This is a genomic window from Curtobacterium flaccumfaciens (assembly GCF_004361695.1).
Lineage (GTDB): Bacteria > Actinomycetota > Actinomycetes > Actinomycetales > Microbacteriaceae > Curtobacterium > Curtobacterium flaccumfaciens_B.
The window spans coordinates 196254-215830 of the sequence record NZ_SNVW01000001.1 but is presented as its reverse complement, the minus strand read 5'-3'; the positions used below and the strand labels follow the sequence as shown (position 1 = coordinate 215830).

Annotated in this window: 17 protein-coding genes and 1 tRNA gene; 10 read left to right on the top strand and 8 right to left on the bottom strand. The window is 71.8% G+C overall.

The features are described 5' to 3' along the window. The first annotated feature begins 36 nt into the window (after positions 1-36). A complete protein-coding gene (locus tag EDF64_RS00980; protein ID WP_133518241.1) occupies positions 37-1269 on the top strand; it encodes a CDP-glycerol glycerophosphotransferase family protein in 1233 nt (410 codons plus the stop codon). Positions 1270-1282: 13 nt separating this feature from the next. On the opposite strand, the gene EDF64_RS00975 is transcribed toward EDF64_RS00980, so the two are convergent. The 4 genes from EDF64_RS00975 to EDF64_RS00960 all read right to left on the bottom strand — a co-directional run bounded on the left by EDF64_RS00975 (position 1283) and on the right by EDF64_RS00960 (position 4028). Then, entirely contained in the window at positions 1283-1585 is a 303-nt protein-coding gene (locus EDF64_RS00975; protein ID WP_133518240.1) for a hypothetical protein, read from the bottom strand. A gap of 108 nt (positions 1586-1693) precedes the next feature. After that, positions 1694-2464, bottom strand: a complete 771-nt coding sequence (locus EDF64_RS00970) for an ABC transporter ATP-binding protein (RefSeq protein ID WP_133518239.1) — start codon at positions 2462-2464, stop codon at positions 1694-1696. Further along, positions 2464-3288, bottom strand: coding sequence for an ABC transporter permease (locus EDF64_RS00965; protein ID WP_133518238.1), 825 nt, complete (start codon positions 3286-3288; stop codon positions 2464-2466). Before EDF64_RS00965 ends, EDF64_RS00970 begins: the two co-directional genes overlap by 1 nt. A gap of 44 nt (positions 3289-3332) precedes the next feature. Further along, positions 3333-4028: an NTP transferase domain-containing protein gene (locus EDF64_RS00960; protein WP_133518237.1), complete on the bottom strand. Its 696-nt coding sequence runs from the start codon at positions 4026-4028 to the stop codon at positions 3333-3335. A 297-nt stretch (positions 4029-4325) separates the two neighbouring features. Here EDF64_RS00960 and EDF64_RS00955 point away from each other — a divergent pair, with 297 nt between their 5' ends. The 3 genes from EDF64_RS00955 (at position 4326) to EDF64_RS00945 (ending at position 8372) form a co-directional block, all read left to right on the top strand. Beyond that, entirely contained in the window at positions 4326-5684 is a 1359-nt protein-coding gene (locus tag EDF64_RS00955) for an ABC transporter ATP-binding protein (protein ID WP_347813172.1), read from the top strand. Beyond that, entirely contained in the window at positions 5660-7231 is a 1572-nt protein-coding gene (locus EDF64_RS00950; protein ID WP_133518236.1) for an ABC transporter permease, read from the top strand. The genes EDF64_RS00955 and EDF64_RS00950 overlap by 25 nt, the downstream gene beginning before the upstream one ends. 877 nt (positions 7232-8108) lie before the next feature. After that, entirely contained in the window at positions 8109-8372 is a 264-nt protein-coding gene (locus EDF64_RS00945; protein WP_071290874.1) for a DUF3039 domain-containing protein, read from the top strand. A gap of 10 nt (positions 8373-8382) precedes the next feature. On the opposite strand, the gene EDF64_RS00940 is transcribed toward EDF64_RS00945, so the two are convergent. Further along, positions 8383-9717, bottom strand: coding sequence for a nicotinate phosphoribosyltransferase (locus EDF64_RS00940; RefSeq protein WP_133518235.1), 1335 nt, complete (start codon positions 9715-9717; stop codon positions 8383-8385). A gap of 110 nt (positions 9718-9827) precedes the next feature. Here EDF64_RS00940 and murI point away from each other — a divergent pair, with 110 nt between their 5' ends. Genes murI through rdgB form a run of 3 tightly spaced genes read left to right on the top strand, consistent with a single transcriptional unit; the run spans position 9828 to position 11997 of the window. After that, positions 9828-10673, top strand: a complete 846-nt coding sequence (gene murI, locus EDF64_RS00935; protein ID WP_133518234.1) for a glutamate racemase — start codon at positions 9828-9830, stop codon at positions 10671-10673. Then, positions 10670-11410 (top strand): ribonuclease PH, encoded by a 741-nt coding sequence (gene rph, locus EDF64_RS00930; protein ID WP_133518233.1) that lies wholly within the window; start codon positions 10670-10672, stop codon positions 11408-11410. Before murI ends, rph begins: the two co-directional genes overlap by 4 nt. Beyond that, on the top strand, positions 11407-11997 hold the full coding sequence (gene rdgB, locus EDF64_RS00925; RefSeq protein ID WP_133518232.1) for an RdgB/HAM1 family non-canonical purine NTP pyrophosphatase: 591 nt from the start codon (positions 11407-11409) through the stop codon (positions 11995-11997). The genes rph and rdgB overlap by 4 nt, the downstream gene beginning before the upstream one ends. Before the next feature lie 170 nt (positions 11998-12167). Here the strand turns inward: rdgB and EDF64_RS00920 are convergent, their stop codons facing one another. From EDF64_RS00920 to EDF64_RS00910, 3 genes are all read right to left on the bottom strand, one after another. Next, complete coding sequence (locus EDF64_RS00920; protein ID WP_133518231.1) at positions 12168-12854, bottom strand: DedA family protein; 687 nt, start codon at positions 12852-12854, stop codon at positions 12168-12170. 118 nt (positions 12855-12972) lie between these two features. After that, positions 12973-13053, bottom strand: a tRNA-Leu gene (locus EDF64_RS00915). 87 nt (positions 13054-13140) lie between these two features. Further along, positions 13141-14442 (bottom strand): MFS transporter, encoded by a 1302-nt coding sequence (locus EDF64_RS00910; RefSeq protein WP_133518230.1) that lies wholly within the window; start codon positions 14440-14442, stop codon positions 13141-13143. Between the two features lie 54 nt (positions 14443-14496). Between EDF64_RS00910 and mnmA the strand changes: the two genes are divergently transcribed. From mnmA to EDF64_RS00895, 3 genes are all read left to right on the top strand, one after another. Then, positions 14497-15603 carry a tRNA 2-thiouridine(34) synthase MnmA gene (mnmA, locus tag EDF64_RS00905; RefSeq protein WP_133518229.1) on the top strand — a complete coding sequence of 369 codons (1107 nt, stop codon included), beginning with the start codon at positions 14497-14499 and terminating at the stop codon, positions 15601-15603. Positions 15604-15682: 79 nt separating this feature from the next. After that, a complete protein-coding gene (gene ligA, locus EDF64_RS00900) occupies positions 15683-18028 on the top strand; it encodes an NAD-dependent DNA ligase LigA (RefSeq protein ID WP_133518228.1) in 2346 nt (781 codons plus the stop codon). Between the two features lie 181 nt (positions 18029-18209). After that, positions 18210-19571: an alpha/beta hydrolase gene (locus EDF64_RS00895; RefSeq protein ID WP_133518227.1), complete on the top strand. Its 1362-nt coding sequence runs from the start codon at positions 18210-18212 to the stop codon at positions 19569-19571. Positions 19572-19577 lie beyond the last annotated feature (6 nt).

Genomic DNA, 19577 nt, shown 5'->3' with positions numbered 1-19577 from the left:
CACCACCCACCGACCGCCGACACCGGAAGCAGGACCATGCCGATCATCAGCGACGCGCGCACCGCCGTCCGGCTCGCCGAACGCCTGTTCCGGTCGCGCCGCAGCCGCCGGGACCTCGCGCGGAAGCTGCCGTCCGCGCCGGTCCCCGCGCCGGGCACGATCGAGATCGCGGTGTACTTCGCCGACGGCCCGGTGAACATGTACCAGGTCCGGCAGTGGTACGCACCGCTCGCCGAACTCGCCGCGACGCACCCGGTGGCGATCGTCTCGCGGAGCCCCGGCACGATGCTGAAGCTGCTCGAGGAGTCCCCGGTGCCCGCGGTCTACGCGCGCCAGGTCGTGGACCTCGAGCGGTTCGTCGACGAACAGGCGCCGAAGGTGGTGCTGTACGTCAACCAGAACGCCCGCAACTTCCAGATGATGCGGTACGGGCGCATGTGGCACGTCTTCGTCAACCACGGCGAGAGCGACAAGATGTACATGACGACGAACCAGTTCAAGGCGTACGACTACGCCCTGATCGCCGGTGACGCCGCTCGTGACCGGCTCGCCGACGCGCTGTGGGACTACGACCTGGACACGCGGGCACTCGCCATCGGTCGCCCCCAGGCGGACCACTTCGCCGGCGCCGTGCCCTACCCGTCCGACGACCGCACCGTGGTGCTCTACGCGCCGACGTGGGAGGGGGACCGTCCGGCCGCTGCCTACGGCTCGATCGCGAGCCACGGCACGACGATCGCCGACCGCGTGCTCGCGTCGCCGCAGCACCGGCTCGTGTACCGGCCGCACCCCCGCAGCGGTGTCCGCGACGCGGCGTACAAGGCCGCGCACGAGCGCATCGTCGCCGCCATCGCCCGGGCGAACGCCGCCGACCCGAGTGCGCACCACGTGTACGACGACGGGCCCGAACTCGGGTGGCAGCTCGCCGACGCGGACGTCGCCATCACGGACATCAGCGCGATGATCTACGACCGGCTGGCGGTGGGCAAGCCGCTCGTCGTGACGCGGCCCGTCGCCCGCGAGGCGGACGTCGACGAGCGCGGGTACCTCGGCGACGCGAACTGGCTGCGGGCGTCCGACGCGTCCGACGTGGTCGCCCGGGTCGACGCTGCCGCGAACGACGCCGCGGAGCTCGCGAAGCTGCAGCACTGGGTGCGCCGGTACTTCGGCGACACCACGCCCGGTGCCGCGACCGCACGCTTCCACGACGCCGTCGAACTGCTGCTCCGTCGATGGGACGAGGTCGCCACGGCACGCGGGGAGGCCTGAGCCCCGCACCGCCCTACGCCGCACGGCCGTCACCCACGAGCGACATCCGCCACAGGTACTCCGAGCGGTCCGGTCGACGCCAACGGACGACGACGACGCCGGTGTCCGCCGGGTCGGCGCCGAACACCGCGATCGAGAGCCCGCGACCGGGCTCGAGTCGACGGACGGCGAGCGGCGGGCAGTAGCCGTTGCCGAGGTGGGTGAGGGTGAGACCGTCGACGGGTTCGTCGCCGATGTTCACCAGGTCGTAGCGGCGTGGGGCGAGGGAACGGTCGATCGTGAACGGGACTGCGTAGGCCGGTGTCGGGTGGTGCATGCCGTCACCGTAGGGGGAGGGTCCGACGTCCGGGCCCTGGTCCGGCACGCGGCGCCGACGGCTGTGGAGGGTGGCTGCAGGAGGCCCGGTTGTGGGGGAGTGGGCTCGTCAGACGCCGTAGTCGGCCGAGTACCGCGCCAGGGCTTCCTCGATCGGCCCGTCGAGCTGCAGCTGCCCCTTGTCGAGGTAGAGCCCCCGCTCGCAGAAGCGGCGGAGGTCCTTGTCGCTGTGCGAGACGAAGAACAGCGTCCGGCCGCCGGCGAGGAGTTCCTCGATGCGCTTGTAGCACTTCTCGCGGAACGCCTTGTCGCCCACCGCGAGGACCTCGTCCACCAGGATCACGGGTTCGTCGAGCCGCGAGATGACGGCGAACGCGATGCGCACCTTCATGCCGCTCGACAGGTGCTTGTAGGGCGTGTCCACGAAGTCGCCGATCTCGGCGAACGCGATGATCTCGTCGAAGGCGTCCCGGATCTCCGCGCGCGACATGCCGTGCAGCCCGGCGGTGAGGTACACGTTGTCCCGCACCGACAGGTCCCCGACGAAGCCACCGGTGATCTCGATGAGCGGCGCGACCCCGGCGCCCACGTGCACCCGGCCCTCGTCCGGAAGCATCACCTGCGCGACGAGCTTGAGCAGCGTCGACTTGCCCTGACCGTTGCGGCCGACCACGCCGATCGCCTCGCCCGGGCGGACGTCGAAGGACACGTGCCGGAGCGCCCAGAACTCGTCGGCACGCTTCCGGCGGTTACTGCCCGCGAAGAGGTCCTTGAAGCTGCGGCTCGCACGACGGTTCCGCTTGAACCGGATGCCGGCGTCGCGCACCGAGATCACGGGGGCGACGGTCGCGGTCCGGCCGGTCTGTTCGGTGGCGGTCATCACAGCTCCTTGAGGACCCGGTGCTCGCTGCGGCGGAACACGACCAGGCCGATCACGACGACGACGACGGTGACGACGACCGACACCGCCACCTCGAACCAGTCCAGCTGCGAGGGGAAGAACGCCGACCGGTAGATGCCGAAGATGCCGCTCAGGGGGTTGAACGCCGCGAGGTCGTGCAGCCGATCGGGCAGCGCCTGCGTGCTGTAGATGATCGGCGAGGCGTAGAACAGGAAGCGGAGCACGAGCTTCACCGCGCGTTCGAGGTCACGGAAGAAGACGACGAGCGGGGCGACGATCAGCCCGAGGCCGTAGACGAGCGCACACTGCAGCACGATCGCCAGCGGGTACAGCGCGAGTTCCCAGTGCACGTGGGCGCCGGTCGCGACGGCGAAGACGGCGAGCACCGGCAGGCTGAGCAGGAACTCGATGCCCTTGGACGCGTTCACCCGTGCGACCCAGATGCTCCGCGGGATCGTCGTCGACCGGATGAGCTTGGTCTCCTTGATGAACGCGCGGGTCGAGTCCGAGACGGCGCCGGTGAACCACATCCACGGCAGGAGCGCGGACAACAGGAACACGATGTACGGCTCTTCGCCGACCTTGCCGCGGTGGAACACCTGGGTGAAGACGAACCAGTAGATCCCCGACATGACGAGCGGGTCGAGGATCGACCAGAAGTACCCGAGCGCCGACGTCGAGTAGCGGACCCGGAGGTCACGGACGGTCAGCAGCCAGAGGGCATGACGATAGCGCCGACCGGCGCTCCGGGTCGCCGCAGGTGCGGCAGCCGCGGGCACGGTCGGCGCGCTCGCTGTGGTCACGGTATCCCTTCGGGCGGAACCGCCGAGGGGGTCCTGACGGCGGTTCAGGCGAACAGGTTGTTCGCGCGCTCGAGGTCCTCGGCGAAGTCGATCTCGACGGCGTACAGGTCGGAGATGTCGACCGGCGTCCAGCGTAGCCCGTCCTCGCCGATGGCTGCCTCGATGCCGCCCTCGAAGTACTCCTGGTCGTCGACGCGGCCGAGCTGGCGGATGAGCGCCTGCTTGTCCTGCGCGGAGACGTAGTTGATGCCCACGGCCTCGCCCAGACCGCCGACGACCTGCTTCGACAGCTTGTGGATGAAGCCCTCGGCGTCGACCGTGTACTTGACCTCTTCGTCGGACACCTTCTCGGTGTTGACGCTGACGAACGAGCGGTCCTCGTCGATCATGTCGGCGGCCCGGACGAGCGCACGCGGGTCGAAGACCACGTCGCCGTTCATCCAGAGGACGCCGCCCTTGCCCGTGGCCTTGAGCGCACGGAGGAGGCTCTTCGAGGTGTTCGTCGAGTCGTAGGACTCGTTGTAGACGAAGTTCGCCTCGGGGAACGCCTCGACGATGTACTCCGACTTGTAGCCGACGACGATCGTCACACGCGCGCTCGACCCGAAGGCCGCGCGGATGTTGTCGAACTGCTGCTGCATGATGGTGCGGCCGTCGCTGAGTTCTGTCAGCGGCTTCGGCAGGCTGCGCCCGAGGCGGCTGCCCATCCCCGCTGCGAGGATCACGATCTGCGTGGTCATGGTGGTCCCTTCCGGTGTCCGCCCGCGCGCCCTGGGCACGGGCGGGCCTCGTCGAGTCTGCCCGCGGAAGGTCCGAGTTGCCCGTGAGCCCGCCGACCCTGCGTCCATTCGCAGGGTGGGATGCGCACGAGAACACCGGCCGCGGCAGGTTTCCAAGTGGTGAACACTCCGTCGTGTCTCGGTGAATGATACGGAACGTCCCTCCACCGGGGTACGTCTCCGAGCGCTTCGTGCTCAATTCGTGACACTGTGACCGCCCGTTCCCCGACGTCCGCGCAGCGTTGGTACGGTGGGGCCGTGGCAGCCGGAGCAGACGACGACGACGTGTACGCCACGTCCGACGCTGCCTGGCTGACCGAGGATGACGCCACCGCGGCGCGGGAAGCCGCTGATGACGACATGGGGGACGGGGATGCGCTGGACGCCTCCGCTGAGGACGCGATGACCGACGACACGACGGTCACCGACCACGCGACGGACGAGGCCGACACGACGGCCGGGGACACGACGGCCGGGGAAACGACGGCCGGGTACGACACGACGGGCAGCGACGACCCGGCGAGTGCCGAGACGCCGGCCGACGAGGTCGAGACGACGCCGGCAGGGCGCGCCGCGCCCGCGGCCGCGGCGTCCGTTTCCGGTCGCCGACCCGCGAAGCCCCGCAGCGGCAAGGGACGCGCCACGCGCCCGACGCAGGCCGCGGGGACGACCGGCACCGTGCCTCCAGGCCCGGACGCGCAGGACGTGCCCGACGTGAGCCCGGCGGACGACGCGAGCAGCAGCCGGACCGTCGGCGAGTCCGCCGCGGACACCGCCGCGGACACCGCCGCCCCGAAGGCGAAGAAGCGCCCGGCGTCCACGAAGCGCCCCGCGACCACTGCCAAGCAGCCGCAGCAGCCGGTGGTGCTGCGCGCGAGCGGCCTCGTGAAGCGGTACGGCCAGACCCTCGCCGTCGACGAGGTGGACCTCGAGATCCGCCAGGGGTCGATCTTCGGCGTCGTCGGCCCGAACGGTGCCGGCAAGACCACGACCCTGTCGATCGTCACCGGGCTCCTCCGGCCGGACGCCGGCAGCGTGACGGTGCTCGACCACGACGTCTGGGCCGACCCGACGGCGGCGAAGCGCGACCTCGGCGTGCTGCCGGACCGGCTCCGGCTGTTCGACCGCCTCACCGGCGCACAGCTCCTCTACTACTCGGCGACGCTCCGCGGTCTCGACGGCGCGACCGCACGGAAGCGCAGCGCCGACCTCGCCGAGGCGTTCGGTCTCGGCGAGGCCCTCGGCCGTCAGGTCGCCGACTACTCGGTCGGCATGGCGAAGAAGATCGCCCTCGCGGCGACGCTCATCCACTCACCCCGGGTGCTCGTGCTCGACGAACCGTTCGAGTCGGTCGACCCCGTCAGTGCCGCGACCATCACCGAGATCCTCCGCCGCTACACGCGCGGCGGTGGGACGGTGGTGCTCTCCAGCCACTCCATGGAGCTCGTGCAGCGTACCTGCGACTCCGTCGCGATCATCGTCGGCGGTCGCGTGCTGGCGTCCGGCACGATGGCGCAGGTCCGCGGGCGCAAGAGCCTCGAGGACAAGTTCGTCGAACTCGCCGGCGGCCGCGTCGTGGCAGAGAGCATGGAATGGTTGCACAGCTTCTCCGGCTGAGGGCCGACCTGCTCGCGGGGGAGGTCCGCGGCAGCGCCCGCCGGTCCGTCCTCGTCGTGCTCGGCAGCCTCGCCGGCCTCGTCGCCGCGGTGTTCGTCGCGACCGAGGTCGTCGCGCTGCGCGACGCCTCGCCCGAGGTCGCACGCTCGGTCGTCGTCCCCGTGGGGACCCTCATCGCCTTCGCGTTCACGATCGTCCCCCTCGTCGTCGGCCGGAGCGACCAGTTCGACCCGCGACGCTTCACGGTCTTCGGCATCGGCCGCCGCGACCTCGCCGTCGGACTCGGCGTCGCCGGGCTGATCGGTGTCCCCGTGGTGGCGGTCGCCATCGTCGCCGTCGCACAGTCGGTCACCTGGATGCGCGGTGCCGGAGCGGGTGTGCTCGGGGTCATCGGCGGGCTGCTCGCCATCGCGACGTGCGCCCTGCTCATCCGTGTCGGCAGCGTCGTCGGGTCCACCCTGATCGGCGCGCACCGATCGCGCGACGCGGGATGGCTCGTCGCGCTCGTGATCGTGGTGCTCGGGATCCCGACCGTGTCCCTGCTGCTCCGTGCCGAGTGGCTCGCACCCGCCTCGGGTGAGATGCAGCGCATCGCCGACGTCGCCGGATGGACCCCGTGGGGCGCCGCGTGGGCCGTCCCCGCCGACGTCGCCAGCGGCCGGGTCGGCGAGGGCCTCGTCAAGCTCCTCGTCGCACTCGTCGTCGTGGCACTCCTCGGATGGGCCTGGTGGGCCGTCGTCGGACGCGCGCTCGAGACCGTCGACGGTCGCGCACGGACGCGCCGGTACCGTGGTCTCGGCTGGTTCGCCCGGCTCGGGTCGACGCCCGTCGCCGCCGTCGCCGCGCGCGCCCTCACCTACTGGGGCCGCGACCCGCGCTACCGCATGTCGTACCTCATCATCGTGTTCGTGCCCGTCGTGGTGATCCCGCTCGGGGTCGCCGGCGTCCCGTGGCACTGGACGGCGCTCGTGCCCCTGCCGCTGATGGCCCTCATCGCCGGGTTCCTGCCGCACAACGACGTCTCGTACGACAACACCGCCGTCTGGCTGCACGTCGCCTCGGGTGCGCCCGGCTGGAGCGACCGCCTCGGGCGGCTCGTCCCCGTCCTCGCCGTGGGCCTCCCCGCGATCGTCGCGGGAGCCTGGGCCTCCGCCTGGCTGTTCGGCGACTGGACCGGGTTCCCCGTGCTCATCGGCGTGAGCGTGAGCGCGCTCCTGGCGGGCCTCGGCCTGTCGAGCGTCGTCTCCGTGGCGCTGCCCTACCCGACCGTCCGTCCGGGAGACCACCCGTTCCAGCAGCCGCAGGCCGCGGGCGTGGTCGCGACCGTCGCGCAGTCGACGATGGTCGTCGGAATCGTCGTCTGCTCCGTGCCGGCTGCCTGGCTCGCCGTGCTCGCGTTCGTCGACGGGCCGTCGCCGTGGGCCGTGCTGACGCTCGTCGTCGGGGTCGTGGTGGGCGTCGTGGTGCTGGCTGCGGGCGTCGTCGTGGGCGGTCGGCTCTTCGACCGGCACGGGCCGGACCTGCTGGCGGCGGCGCAGCGCAACTGACGCGGGTCGCGTCCCGACGCGCCTGCTGACGGCCTGGAGGCGCGTGGCGGTGCCGCCACGCGGGTCCGGGGTGCGGGTGCGTGCGTGCGCGGGCCGCTTGCGCGCGGGCGTGCGTGGGCCGCTTTGCGTGCGTGCGTGGGCCGCTTTGCGTGCGTGCGTGGGCCGCTTGCGTGCGGGGCGCTCTGCGTGTGTGTTCGGGCGGCTCGTGCGTGGGCGTGCGTGGGTGCGGTGCTTGGGTGCTTGGGTGCTTGGGTGCGTGGGTTCGTGTACGTGTGTGCCCGCGGCCGAGCGGGCGAAATGCCGCGGTGCGGTCTCCGAGTGCCCGGGTCTTTCGCCCGTTCGCCCGTTCGTCCGGCGTGGACGGTCGCGCGTCCGCGCCGCTCGGGGCCAGGAGGCGAACGGGCGAAGAGGCGTGGTGGACCCTGCGGGCGACCCCGATCTCCCGCCCGCTGGTGCTGGGCAGGGCGCACGCGGCCGGCGATCGCGACCGCAGCGAACACGAGCGGGCGGAACCGCGAGGTGGGTCGCGCGGGCCGCCCGGCATATCGCCCGCTCGTCTCGGGTCGGCCCGACGGCGGCGCCGGCGGTCCGAGGCTGCGCCGTCGAGCGGGCGGAACCGCGGGGTGGGTCGCGCGAGCCGCCTGGCATATCGCCCGCTCGTCTCGGGGCCGGCCCGAGGGTGGGCAGAGATCCGGCGAGCGGGCGGAACCGATGCGTGCGTCGGCCGGAGCACCGTGGTGTTCCGCCCGCTCGCGCACCGGCAATGGCACGAGGGCAGCGGCGCCCCGGCAGCGACCCCCACGGCAGCGGAGCGCACCGGGCGGCGGCGGGACGCCCGGGGCTGCCGCGTGACCTGACGGCGTCGTACCCTTGGGGGATGAGCACGATGGAACCCGGCGGCGGCGGCCTCGACGTGATGGACCGTGAGCTCGAGAAGCTCCTCGAAGAGGAAGCGATCGAGCCCGGAGACCACGAGCGGTTCTCGCACTACGTGAAGAAGGACAAGATCCTGCAGTCGGCCCTCAGCGGCAAGCCCGTGAAGGCCCTCTGCGGCAAGAAGTGGATCCCGGGCCGCGACCCGGAGAAGTTCCCGGTCTGCCCGGACTGCAAGGCCATCTACGAGAAGATGAAGGCCGAGTAGCCCCCGCGCCTCAGATGATCAGCGTGGGGATCGCAGGGTCCCCGCGTCCGATCCGCGCCGCGTCTGCCGGCAGCTCGGCCTTCGCGAGCTTGTGGTGCGCCCGCGCTGCCTCGACCCCGTGCGCGCCGAGGAACGCCGGGTCGACCACGCCGTCCGTGACGACGGGAACGAGCAGGGGGCGTTCGTCCGGCCCGACCTGACCCTTAGTCAGGACGACCTCAGCGGTGGCGATGCCGTTCCGCAGTCGACGCCCGGCCTCCTTCCGACCGCCGAGCGACGCCTTGTCGGCGGACTTCTTCGCGACCGACACCCACTCGCCGCCGCCGCCGGAACCGCCACCGGAGCCGTCGCCGGAACCGGAGCCGCCGCCGGACGACCGGTGCGCGACGAGCTTGAACACCATCCCCGCCGCGGGGTGGCCCGAGCCGGACACGACCGAGGTCCCGACGCCGTACGAGTCGACCGGCGCAGCACGCAGCGCGGCGATCGTGTACTCGTCGAGGTCGTTCGTCACGGTGATCTTCGTGCCCGTCGCCCCGAGCCGGTCGAGCTGCGCCCGGACCGAGGCGACGACGGACGGCAGGTCCCCGCTGTCGATGCGGACGGCACCCAGTCGGCCGGAAGTAAGCCGGACGGCCGTGTCGACCGCGGCCTCGATGTCGTAGGTGTCGACGAGCAGCGTGGTGCCGTTCCCGAGCGCGTCGAGCTGGGACCGGAACGCCTGCTCCTCGGAGTCGTGCAGCAGCGTGAACGCGTGCGCCGCGGTGCCCATCGTCGGGATGCCCCACGTGCGTCCGGCCTCGAGGTTGCTCGTCGCGCCGAACCCGGCGATGTACGCGGCACGCGCAGCGGCGACGGCGTTCCACTCGCCGGTGCGGCGGGACCCCATCTCGGCGAGGGGGCGCCCGTCCGCCGCGGAGACCATGCGCGCGGCGGCGGAGGCGATCGCGGAGTCGGCGTTGAAGATGCTCAGCGCGAGCGTCTCGAGCACGACGGCCTCGGCGAAGGTGCCCTCGATCTGCAGGACGGGGGAGTTCGGGAAGAAGACCTCGCCCTCGCGGTAGGCGCGGATGCTGCCGGTGAACCGGTAGTCGGCGAGGTACGCGGCCGTCCCCGAGTCGATGACCCCGCGCTCGCGCAGGAAGCCGATCTCCTCGTCGCCGAAGCGGAAGTCGGTGAGCGCGGTGAGGAACCGGCCGAGGCCCGCGACGACGCCGTAGCGGCGGCCGTCCGGCAAGCGCCGGGCGAAGACCTCGAACACGCAGCGCCGGTCAGCGGTGCCGTCCTTCAGGGCCGCGTCGACCATGGTGAGTTCGTACTGGTCGGTCAGGAGCGCGCTGGTCACCTCCCCGACACTACCCAGCAGACCGCCGGGAGGCGCGGATCGCCTCGACCGTCCGGCTCACGTTCCGGTCGGTGCGAGGGCGGTCGGGGAGCGTCGGTACGCTGGTCACCGTGACGGATGCACCGATCGGAGTCTTCGACAGCGGGGTCGGCGGGCTCACGGTGGCCCGCGCGATCATCGACCAGCTGCCGCGCGAGAGCATCCGCTACGTCGGGGACACCCTGCACTCGCCCTACGGCCCGAAGCCGATCGCGGATGTGCGCCGCTACGCGCTCGAGGTGATGGACGACCTCGTCGAACAGGGTGTGAAGGCCCTCGTGATCGCGTGCAACACGGCGAGCTCCGCCGTGCTCCGGGACGCCCGCGAGCGCTACGAGCAGGCGTACGGCATCCCCGTCGTCGAGGTGATCCAGCCCGCTGCCCGCGCCGCGGTGAAGCAGACCCGAACCGGACGCATCGGCGTCATTGGCACCGTCGGCACGATCGCGTCACGGTCCTACGAGGACGCCTTCGCGGTTGCGTCCGACGTCACCCTGACCCTCGCGGCCTGCCCGCGCTTCGTCGAGTTCGTCGAGGCCGGGGACACCTCCTCGCCGGCGCTGCGCGAGGTCGCCGAGGGGTACCTCGCGCCGGTCCGCGCCGCCGACGTCGACACGCTCGTGCTCGGCTGCACCCACTACCCGCTGATGTCGGCCGCCATCCAGTACGTGATGGGGCCGGACGTCACGCTCGTCTCCAGTGCCGAGGAGACCGCGAACGACGTGTACCGGCGACTCGTCGAGCACGGGCTCGAACGCACCGCCCCCGAACCGCCGACGTACTCGTTCGAGGCGACCGGCGACGACAAGAACGGTTTCATCCGACTCGCCCGGCGCTTCCTCGGACCCGAGGTCTCCAGCGTCGGCCACCTCCAGACCGGGGCCATCGCGTTGCCCCGCATCGAAAGGACCCCATGAGCGACTCGCTCCGCATCGACGGCCGCACCACGACCGACCACCGTCCCGTCACGATCGAGCGGGGGTGGAGCGCGCAGGCCGAGGGCAGCGCACTCATCTCGTTCGGCAACACCAAGGTGCTCTGCACCGCGTCCTTCACGAACGGCGTCCCGCGCTGGCTCGCAGGCAAGGGCACCGGCTGGGTCACCGCCGAGTACTCGATGCTGCCCCGCTCGACGAACGAGCGCATGCAGCGCGAGTCGATCAAGGGCAAGGTCGGCGGTCGCACGCACGAGATCTCCCGGCTGATCGGCCGCTCGCTCCGAGCCGTGATCGACATGAAGAGCCTCGGCGAGAACACCCTCGTCATCGACTGCGACGTGCTCCAGGCCGACGGCGGGACCCGCACGGCGTCGATCACCGGCGCCTACGTGGCGATGGTCGACGCGATCGAGTGGGGCCGCGACAAGGGCTTCATCGCGAAGAAGGCGACGCCGATCACCGACAGCGTGCAGGCGATCTCGGTCGGCATCGTCAAGGGCGAGCCGATGCTCGACCTGGCGTACACCGAGGACTCGGCGGCCGACACCGACATGAACATCGTCACGACCGGCTCCGGCAAGTTCATCGAGGTGCAGGGCACCGCGGAGCACGCGCCGTTCGACCGTGACGAGCTCAACGTCCTGCTCGACCTCGGCCTGGCCGGCAACCAGTCCCTCGCGGCCATCCAGCGCGAGGTCCTGGGGCTGTCCTCGTGACCGAGAGCACGGTCGTCCTGGCCACCCACAACCAGGGCAAGGTCGTCGAGCTGCGGGAGATCCTCGGCGCCGCGATCGAGGGCGTCGAGCTCGTCGGGTACGACGGCCCGGAGCCGGTCGAGGACGGCGACACCTACGCCGCGAACGCGCTCATCAAGGCGCGGGCGGCGGTGGCCCACACCGGGCTGCCGGCGCTCGCCGACGACTCGGGCATCGCGGTCGACGTCCTCGGCGGTGCGCCCGGCATCCACTCCGCCCGGTACGCCGGCACCCGGTCGGACGCGGACAACATCGCGCTCCTGCTGCAGAACCTCGAGGGTGTGCTCGAGCGCACGGCCGCGTTCGTCTGCGCGGCGGCGTTCGTGACGCCCGAGGGCGAGGAACACGTGGTCGAGGCGGTCTGGAACGGCGAGGTCCTCACCGAGCCGACCGGCACCGGCGGACACGGGTACGACCCGGTCTTCAAGGCCGACGATGCGGACCGGTCCTCGGCGGAGCTGACGCGCGAGGAGAAGAACGCGCTGAGCCACCGGGCGAAGGCGTTCCGTGGCATCGCGCCGATCGTGCGGGAGCACTTCGGCGTCTGACGAGCGCGGGCCCTCACGCCCGCCACAGCGCGCGGCACAACGAAAGTCGGCCCGAACCACGTCATCGCGTGGCTCGGGCCGACTTTGGTTGTGCGGAGCGCGGGCCCGACGGCGTGCGGGATCGACAGCGCGCGGGCCCCGGCAGGGCGGAGCGCAGCGCGCCCCGCGGACTACTCCGTCGCGGTCCGCTCCTGCTCGTCGTGCTTGGCCTTGCGGGCGTTCCGGAAGTACGTGATCCCCATCGGGACGACGGTCACGACGACCGCCGCGAGCAGGATGATGTCGATGTACTCGCGGACGATGTGCGCCACGAAGGGGATGTGCCCGATGAAGTACCCGAGGAACGTCACCCCGACACCCCACACCACCGCGCCGATGGCGTTGTAGAGCGAGTACTTCTTGTAGTCCATCCGCCCGACGCCGGCGGCGATCGGCAGAAAGGTCCGCACCACCGGGACGAACCGGGCGAGGATCACCGCGAGGGGACCGAACCGGTGGAAGAAGGCGTTGGTCCGGTCGACGTTCGCCTTGGAGAACAGCCCGCTCTCCTTGCGTTCGAAGATCGCGGGGCCGGCCTTCTTCCCGATGTAGTAGCCGAGCTCGCCGCCGAGGAACGCCGCCGCGCCGATCATCAGCGCCGCGACCCAGATCGGGATGCCGCCGATCTCGCCGCCGCGGTCGAACGCGAACAGGCCGGTGATGACGAGCAGGCTGTCGCCGGGGAAGATGAACCCGATGAGCAGGCCCGTCTCGGCGAACACGATCGCACAGACGACGAGTACCGCGACGGCCCCGAAGTGGTCGAGGATGTACTGCGGATCCAGCCAGGGGATCAGGGCGAGTGCGACGGAGTGCATGTCTCTTCCGGTCGTGCAGATGCGGTGACGGGAGGGTCACCCGCACGACGAGGGTACCGTCCGCGGGTGACGGCGACGTCCCTCGGTGGTATGAGATGCGCGAGCACGCATCGGCCGGTGCGGAAGGAGGGACTCGAACCCTCACGCCTGGGGCACAGGAACCTAAATCCTGCGTGTCTACCGATTCCACCACTCCCGCGAGCAGCGGCAGTCTACCGAGCGCAGGCCGCGGGGCGGCCGCGATCCGCGCCTCCAGGCAGGCCCGGACCGGCCGTGCGGACGACCGTCAGCGCAACCGGCGGGGGAGGTACCGCGGGACGTACCGCAGCAGGATGCCGGCACCGACCAGGCCGAGCACCCCCATCACCCCGCTCGCCACCGCGATCGACGCGACGGCGGTGACCCCGGAGATGAGGAGCGGCGCAGCCGCCTGCCCGAAGTCGCCGGTGAACCGCCACGCGCCGAGGAACGGAGCCGGGTTCCCGCGGGGTGCGAGGTCGGCACCGAGCGTCATGAGGATGCCGGAGCCGACACCGTTCGCGAGGGACATGCCGATGGCGATCGCGACGAACCAGCCGACCCGCGCGTCGAGGTGGCCGGACCACGCGAGCAGGAAGTAGCTGACGCTCAGGCCGAGCATGCAGGGCAGGGCGCTGGCCAGGCGCCCCCAGCGGTCCATGATCTGGCCGCTCGTGTAGAAGAGCGCGAAGTCGACGGCGCCGGCGATGCCGATGATCAGTGCCGCGGTCGCGTCGTCGAGGCCGACGCTGACCGCCCACAGCGGCAGGATGACCTGCCGTCCGGCGCGGAGCGCGCCGATGAGTCCGGCGCCGCTGCCGAGGCGCAGCAGGACGGCGCCGTTCGCGCGGATGGTGCGGAAGAGGCCGTGGGCCTCCTGCTGGACGAACTGCGCGCCGGTGTCGGCCGGGGGCTCGGTGACGGCGCTCGCGTCCGTCCCGTGGCCGGTCGCGGGCCTGGAGGCGCGGGGCGGCCTCCGGAAGCCCCGTGCGCCCGTCGCGGGGTCGCGCAGGACGAGGAGCACCACGGCCGCCGCCAGGCAGCAGACGATGTGGATCCAGAACGCGCTCTGCGTGGTGCCGGTCAGGTGGACCACGCCGGCGGCGATGAACGGGCCGACGAAGTAGCCGAAGCGGAACACCCCGCCGAGGCTGGACAGCGCACGAGCCCGGATGTGCAGCGGGATCGCGGTGGTCATGTACGCGTGCCGGGCGAGGGCGAAGACGGCGGTCGACACACCGACGAGGAACACCCCGAGCGCGAGCACCCAGGCGTTCGGTGCGACGGTGCAGACGAGCAGGCCGACGACGGAGACCGCCGCCGCGCCGATCATCGCGTTCCGTTCGCCGATCCGCGCGACGACGACCCCGGACGGCACGTCGCCGATGAGCTCGCCGACGAGGATGAGCGCTGCGACGAAGCCGGCGAACGCCAGGCTCGCCCCGAGCGAGGACGCGGCGATCGGGATGATCGGGATGATCGCCCCCTCGCCGATCGCGAAGAGGGCGGCCGGCAGGAACCCGGACAGCAGGACCGCCCGGAAGTCGAAGGCGGGGGTGTCGGAGGTCATCGCTCCGGCAACGCTACGCCTGGTGCCCACGCGCGATGCGCTTACCCTGGAGGAATGCGAGTTCTTGCAGCGATGAGCGGTGGTGTCGACTCGGCGGTCGCCGCCGCACGGGCCGTCGACGCCGGACACGACGTGGTCGGCGTGCACCTCGCCCTGAGCCGGATGCCGGGCACGCTCCGCACCGGCAGTCGCGGGTGCTGCACCATCGAGGACTCGATGGACGCCCAGCGCGCGGCCTCGGCCCTCGGCATCCCCTACTACGTGTGGGACTTCTCAGCGCGGTTCAAGGAGGACGTCGTCGACGACTTCGTGGCCGAGTACCAGGCCGGCCGGACGCCGAACCCCTGCATGCGGTGCAACGAGCGGATCAAGTTCGCGGCGCTGCTCGAGAAGGCGCTCGCCCTCGGGTTCGACGCCGTCTGCACCGGCCACTACGCGTCGATCGTCACCGGGGCGGACGGCGCGCGCGAGCTGCACCGTTCGGCTGCGTGGGCGAAGGACCAGTCCTACGTGCTCGGCGTCCTGACGGCCGAGCAGCTCCAGCACGCGATGTTCCCGCTCGGTGCCACGCCCTCGAAGGACGAGGTCCGTGCCGAGGCCGCCGCCCGTGGGCTGACGGTCGCGCAGAAGCCGGACTCGTACGACATCTGCTTCATCCCCGACGGTGACACCCGGGGCTGGCTGGCCGACCGGGTCGGCACGGCACCGGGTGACGTGGTCGAGCGCGACGGCACGGTCGTCGGAGCCCACCAGGGCGCCACCGGGTACACCGTCGGACAGCGTCGGGGCCTCGCCCTCGGCCGTCCCGCGCCGGACGGCAAGCCGCGGTTCGTGCTCGAGATCCGGCCGAAGGAGAACACCGTCGTGGTCGGCCCGAAGGAGGCGCTCGACGTCACCTCGATGTCGGGGTCGCGGTTCACCTGGGCCGGCACCGCTCCGGCCGACCCCGAAACGCCCTTCGCCTGCGACGTGCAGATCCGGGCGCACGCCGACCCGGTGCCGGCGACGGCGCGGGTGTCCGACGGCGTGCTCGTGATCGACGTCGACGAGCCGCTCTCCGGCGTCGCGCCCGGCCAGACCGCGGTGGTCTACGTCGGTACCCGCGTCCTCGGGCAGTGCACGATCGACTCCACGGTGTCGGCGGTGCCGGCGACGGCGTGACCCGGCTGGTGGTTCGCGCCGCTCCCGGGCGGTGCGACCGCTGACGACAGGGTCGGTGGCGCCCTGTAGAACTGATCCCATGAGCGAGACCGACGCCACGTTCGAGACCATCGACCCCGCCGCGCTCGACGCCGCCCAGGCGCAGCGCGAGGTCGACCGGCTGCGGGCTCGCATCACCGAGCTGCGGAACGCGTACTACTTCGGCGACAACGGTTCGACCGTCACCGACGCCGACTACGACGTGCTGGCCCGGCGCCTCGACGCGATCGAACAGCGCTTCCCGGAACTCGTCACCGCGGACAGCCCGACGCAGACCGTCGGCGGGCAGGTCCAGACGGTGCAGTTCGCGCCGGTCGAGCACGCCGAGCGGATGCTCTCGCTCGACAACGTGTTCAGCCCCGAGGAACTGACCGACTGGGCGGTCAAGGTCCAGCGCGACGCCGGCGCCGAGCGCGTCCGGTTCCTCACCGAGCTGAAGATCGACGGGCTCGCGATCAACCTCCGCTACGAGGACGGCCGCCTCGTCTCGGCGGCCACCCGCGGCGACGGCGTCGTGGGCGAGGACGTCACCGGCAACGTGCTCACGATGGGCACCATCCCGGACCGCCTGTCCGGCAGCGGCCACCCGCCGCTCGTCGAGGTCCGGGGCGAGATCTTCTTCCCCGTCGAGCAGTTCGACGAGCTGAACGCCCGGCAGCGCGACGCGGGGGAGCGGGTCTTCGCGAACCCGCGGAACGCGGCCGCCGGCTCCCTCCGGCAGAAGGAAGAGGGCAAGTCCGAGGCGAAGCGTGCGCTCATGGTCGACCGGCTGCGTCGACTCCGCATGCTCGTGCACGGCATCGGCGCCTGGCCGGTCCGCGAGCTCGAGCGGGACACCGACGTCCGCGCCCAGTCCGAGGTCTACGAGCTCCTGCAGTCGTGGGGGCTGCCGACCAGCTCGCACTACCGGGTGTTCGACGGCATCGACGAGGTCCTCGGCTTCGTGAAGGACTACGGCGACCGCCGCGCCTCGGTGGAGCACCAGATCGACGGCATCGTCATCAAGGTCGACGACCTCGCCCTGCACGAGGAACTCGGGTCGACCTCGCGGGCGCCGCGGTGGGCGATCGCCTACAAGTACCCGCCGGAAGAGGTCCACACGAAGCTCGTCGACATCGTCGTCAGCGTCGGACGCACCGGTCGGGCGACGCCGTTCGCAGTGATGGCCCCGGCCGAGGTCGCCGGCTCCGTCGTGCGGCAGGCGACCCTGCACAACCAGCAGGTCGTCAAGGCGAAGGGCGTCCTGATCGGGGACACCGTCGTGCTGCGGAAGGCGGGCGACGTCATCCCCGAGGTGCTCGGCCCGGTGGTGGAGCTCCGCGACGGCAGCGAGCGCGAGTTCGTCATGCCGACGCACTGCCCGGAGTGCGGCACCGAACTCGCCCCGGCGAAGGAGGGCGACATCGACCTCCGCTGCCCGAACGCGAAGAGCTGCCCGGCGCAGGTCCGCGGCCGCGTGGAGCACATCGCGTCCCGCGGGTCGCTCGACATCGAGGGCCTCGGCGAGGTGGCGGCCGCCGCGCTGACCCAGCCGTCGCACCCGGAGCAGCCGCCGCTCGTGACCGAGGCCGGCCTGTTCGACCTGACGATGGAGGACATCGTCCCGATCGAGGTGGTCGTCCGCGACTCCGAGACCGGCATGGAGAAGACGACCGACGACGGCGCCCCGAAGCGCGTGACGCCGTTCAGCCGGGCACGGAAGAAGACGGACCCGCCGTTCGACCCGGACGCCCGCGGCGCGGACCACACCGGCGAGCCGAGCCGGTACCCGTCGAAGAACGCGTTCGAGATGCTCGCGAACATCGACGCCGCGAAGACGAAGCCCCTGTGGCGGATCCTGGTCGGCCTGAGCATCCGCCACGTCGGGCCCGTCGCGGCGCGCGCACTCGCGAACCACTTCGGGTCGCTCGACGCGATCCGCTCCGCCTCGCGCGAGGACCTGGCGGCGGTGGACGGTGTCGGTGGGATCATCGCCGACGCCCTGCTCGACTGGTTCGAGGTCGACTGGCACCGCGAGATCATCGACCGGTGGACCGCGGCGGGCGTCCAGTTCACCACGCCGGGTCACCCGGGGCCCGGGGCCGCCGAGACCGACGGTGGTGTGCTCAGCGGCGTGACCGTCGTGGCGACGGGGTCGCTCGAGGGGTACAGCCGCGAGGGCGCACAAGAGGCGATCATCGCGGCCGGGGGCAAGGCCGCCTCCAGCGTGAGCAAGAAGACCGACTTCGTCGCCGCGGGCCCGGGTGCCGGGTCGAAGCTCACGAAGGCCGAGCAACTCGGGCTCCGGATCATCGACGCCGAGCAGTTCCGCCTGCTCGTCACCGAGGGTCCGGCGGCGCTCGGCGACGCTCCCGAGGCGGCTGCCGAGACGACTCCCGCCGACTGAGCAGTCCTCGGGAGCACAACGCGGGGCTGTCCGCACGCCGCGGCGCGCCCGGATCCGCACCCAGTTCAGGGGTCAAGTTGCACCGCGCACGCCATCGGGCGGTCATTCTCCTTACACTCGTGAGAGCATCACCCGTCGTCTGCAGGGGGACGACGGGACGGCCTTCCCGGGGGAGACCCGATTGCTGCTCATCGCCGCGGCTCTGCTCACCGCCTCGATGCACTCGCTCGGAGTGGTCGAGGCCCCAGTCGCGCCCGCGGTCCACTCCGTCGCGGCACCGACGTCGTCCGTGACCCTCGTCGTCGACACGTCGCCCGCACGACCGGTCATGACCGGGGTACAGATGACGGCGGAGGACCTCGCCGTGGCCCACGGCCGCACGTTCCTCGTCGACCTGTCCCGTCTCGACCGATCGGCGCTCACGCGCGCCGAGACCGACCGTCGGGTCCTCGCGACCACCCAGGACGACCCGCCGTCGGCCGCCGACGTCACCACGTGGTGGGCCGGGCTCGGCGTCGACGAGCGTCGACTCCTCGAGTCCGCGGCGCCGTCCGTCGTCGGGAACCTCGAGGGCGTGCCGTACGACGTCCGTGACCGCGCGAACCGGTCCGTGCTCGCCGCCGACCTCGCCGACCCCTCGATCGGCGCCGCCCGCACCGCCATGCTCGGGCAGGTCCAGCAGTCGCTCGTCCACGACCCCGGGGCGCCACGACGGAACCTCATCACGCTCGACACCCGCGGCTCCGGCCGGGCGGCGATCGCCATCGGCGACCTCGCCACCGCGGCCGACGTCACGGTCGTCGTCCCCGGCATGTTCTTCACCGTCACCGGGCAGATGACCGACTTCACGAACACCGCGAACGACCTGTACAGCGAGCAGGCGACCCTCGCCGGCGTCGCGGCACCGGGTTCGGGGAGCGGGGTCGCCGTCGTCGCGTGGATGGGCTACCGCACGCCCGACCTGTCGAACATCCTGTCGCTCGGGCTCGCGAAGACCGGGGCCGAACGGCTCGAGCGGGCCGTCGACGGCCTCCGGCAGCTCCGGGACGGCGAGCAGCCCCGGGTCAACATCGTCGCGCACTCGTACGGATCGACGACGGCCCTGATGGCGCTGTCGTCCGGACGGATGAGCGCCGACACCCTCACCGTGCTCGGATCGCCGGGCAGCGACGTGCAGACCTCGTCGGAGCTGTCCGTCGGCGCCGGGCAGGTGTTCGTCGGTGACGCGCACAGCGACCCGATCGCGGGCTCCGGGTACTTCGGCACCGACCCCGGGTCCTCGACGTTCGGGTCGACTGTCCTCGACCTCGCCGGCGGCGCCGACGCGGAGGACGCCGGGGACGTGTTCCGGCGGCCGGTCGGACACAACGACTACCTCAAGCCGGGCACGGCCTCGCTGCACGACGTCGCGCTCATCGCCGTCGGCCGCGGAGACCTCGTCCGCGAGGAGCTCCGTCGCGGCGAGGGCGGCAAGGACGGGGTCCCGCAGACCTCGCCGGACATGTACCTCGTGCGCCCGCAGGACCTGCACCCGCGCGACTGAGACAGC

Coding starts and splice junctions, on each gene's coding strand:
- EDF64_RS00980 (WP_133518241.1), top strand. CDS start 37: ATGCCGATCATCAGCGACGCGCGCACCGCCGTCCGGCTCGCCGAACGC.
- EDF64_RS00975 (WP_133518240.1), bottom strand. CDS start 1,585: ATGCACCACCCGACACCGGCCTACGCAGTCCCGTTCACGATCGACCGT.
- EDF64_RS00970 (WP_133518239.1), bottom strand. CDS start 2,464: ATGACCGCCACCGAACAGACCGGCCGGACCGCGACCGTCGCCCCCGTG.
- EDF64_RS00960 (WP_133518237.1), bottom strand. CDS start 4,028: ATGACCACGCAGATCGTGATCCTCGCAGCGGGGATGGGCAGCCGCCTC.
- EDF64_RS00950 (WP_133518236.1), top strand. CDS start 5,660: ATGGTTGCACAGCTTCTCCGGCTGAGGGCCGACCTGCTCGCGGGGGAG.
- EDF64_RS00945 (WP_071290874.1), top strand. CDS start 8,109: ATGAGCACGATGGAACCCGGCGGCGGCGGCCTCGACGTGATGGACCGT.
- rph (WP_133518233.1), top strand. CDS start 10,670: ATGAGCGACTCGCTCCGCATCGACGGCCGCACCACGACCGACCACCGT.
- EDF64_RS00920 (WP_133518231.1), bottom strand. CDS start 12,854: ATGCACTCCGTCGCACTCGCCCTGATCCCCTGGCTGGATCCGCAGTAC.
- EDF64_RS00910 (WP_133518230.1), bottom strand. CDS start 14,442: ATGACCTCCGACACCCCCGCCTTCGACTTCCGGGCGGTCCTGCTGTCC.
- mnmA (WP_133518229.1), top strand. CDS start 14,497: ATGCGAGTTCTTGCAGCGATGAGCGGTGGTGTCGACTCGGCGGTCGCC.
- ligA (WP_133518228.1), top strand. CDS start 15,683: ATGAGCGAGACCGACGCCACGTTCGAGACCATCGACCCCGCCGCGCTC.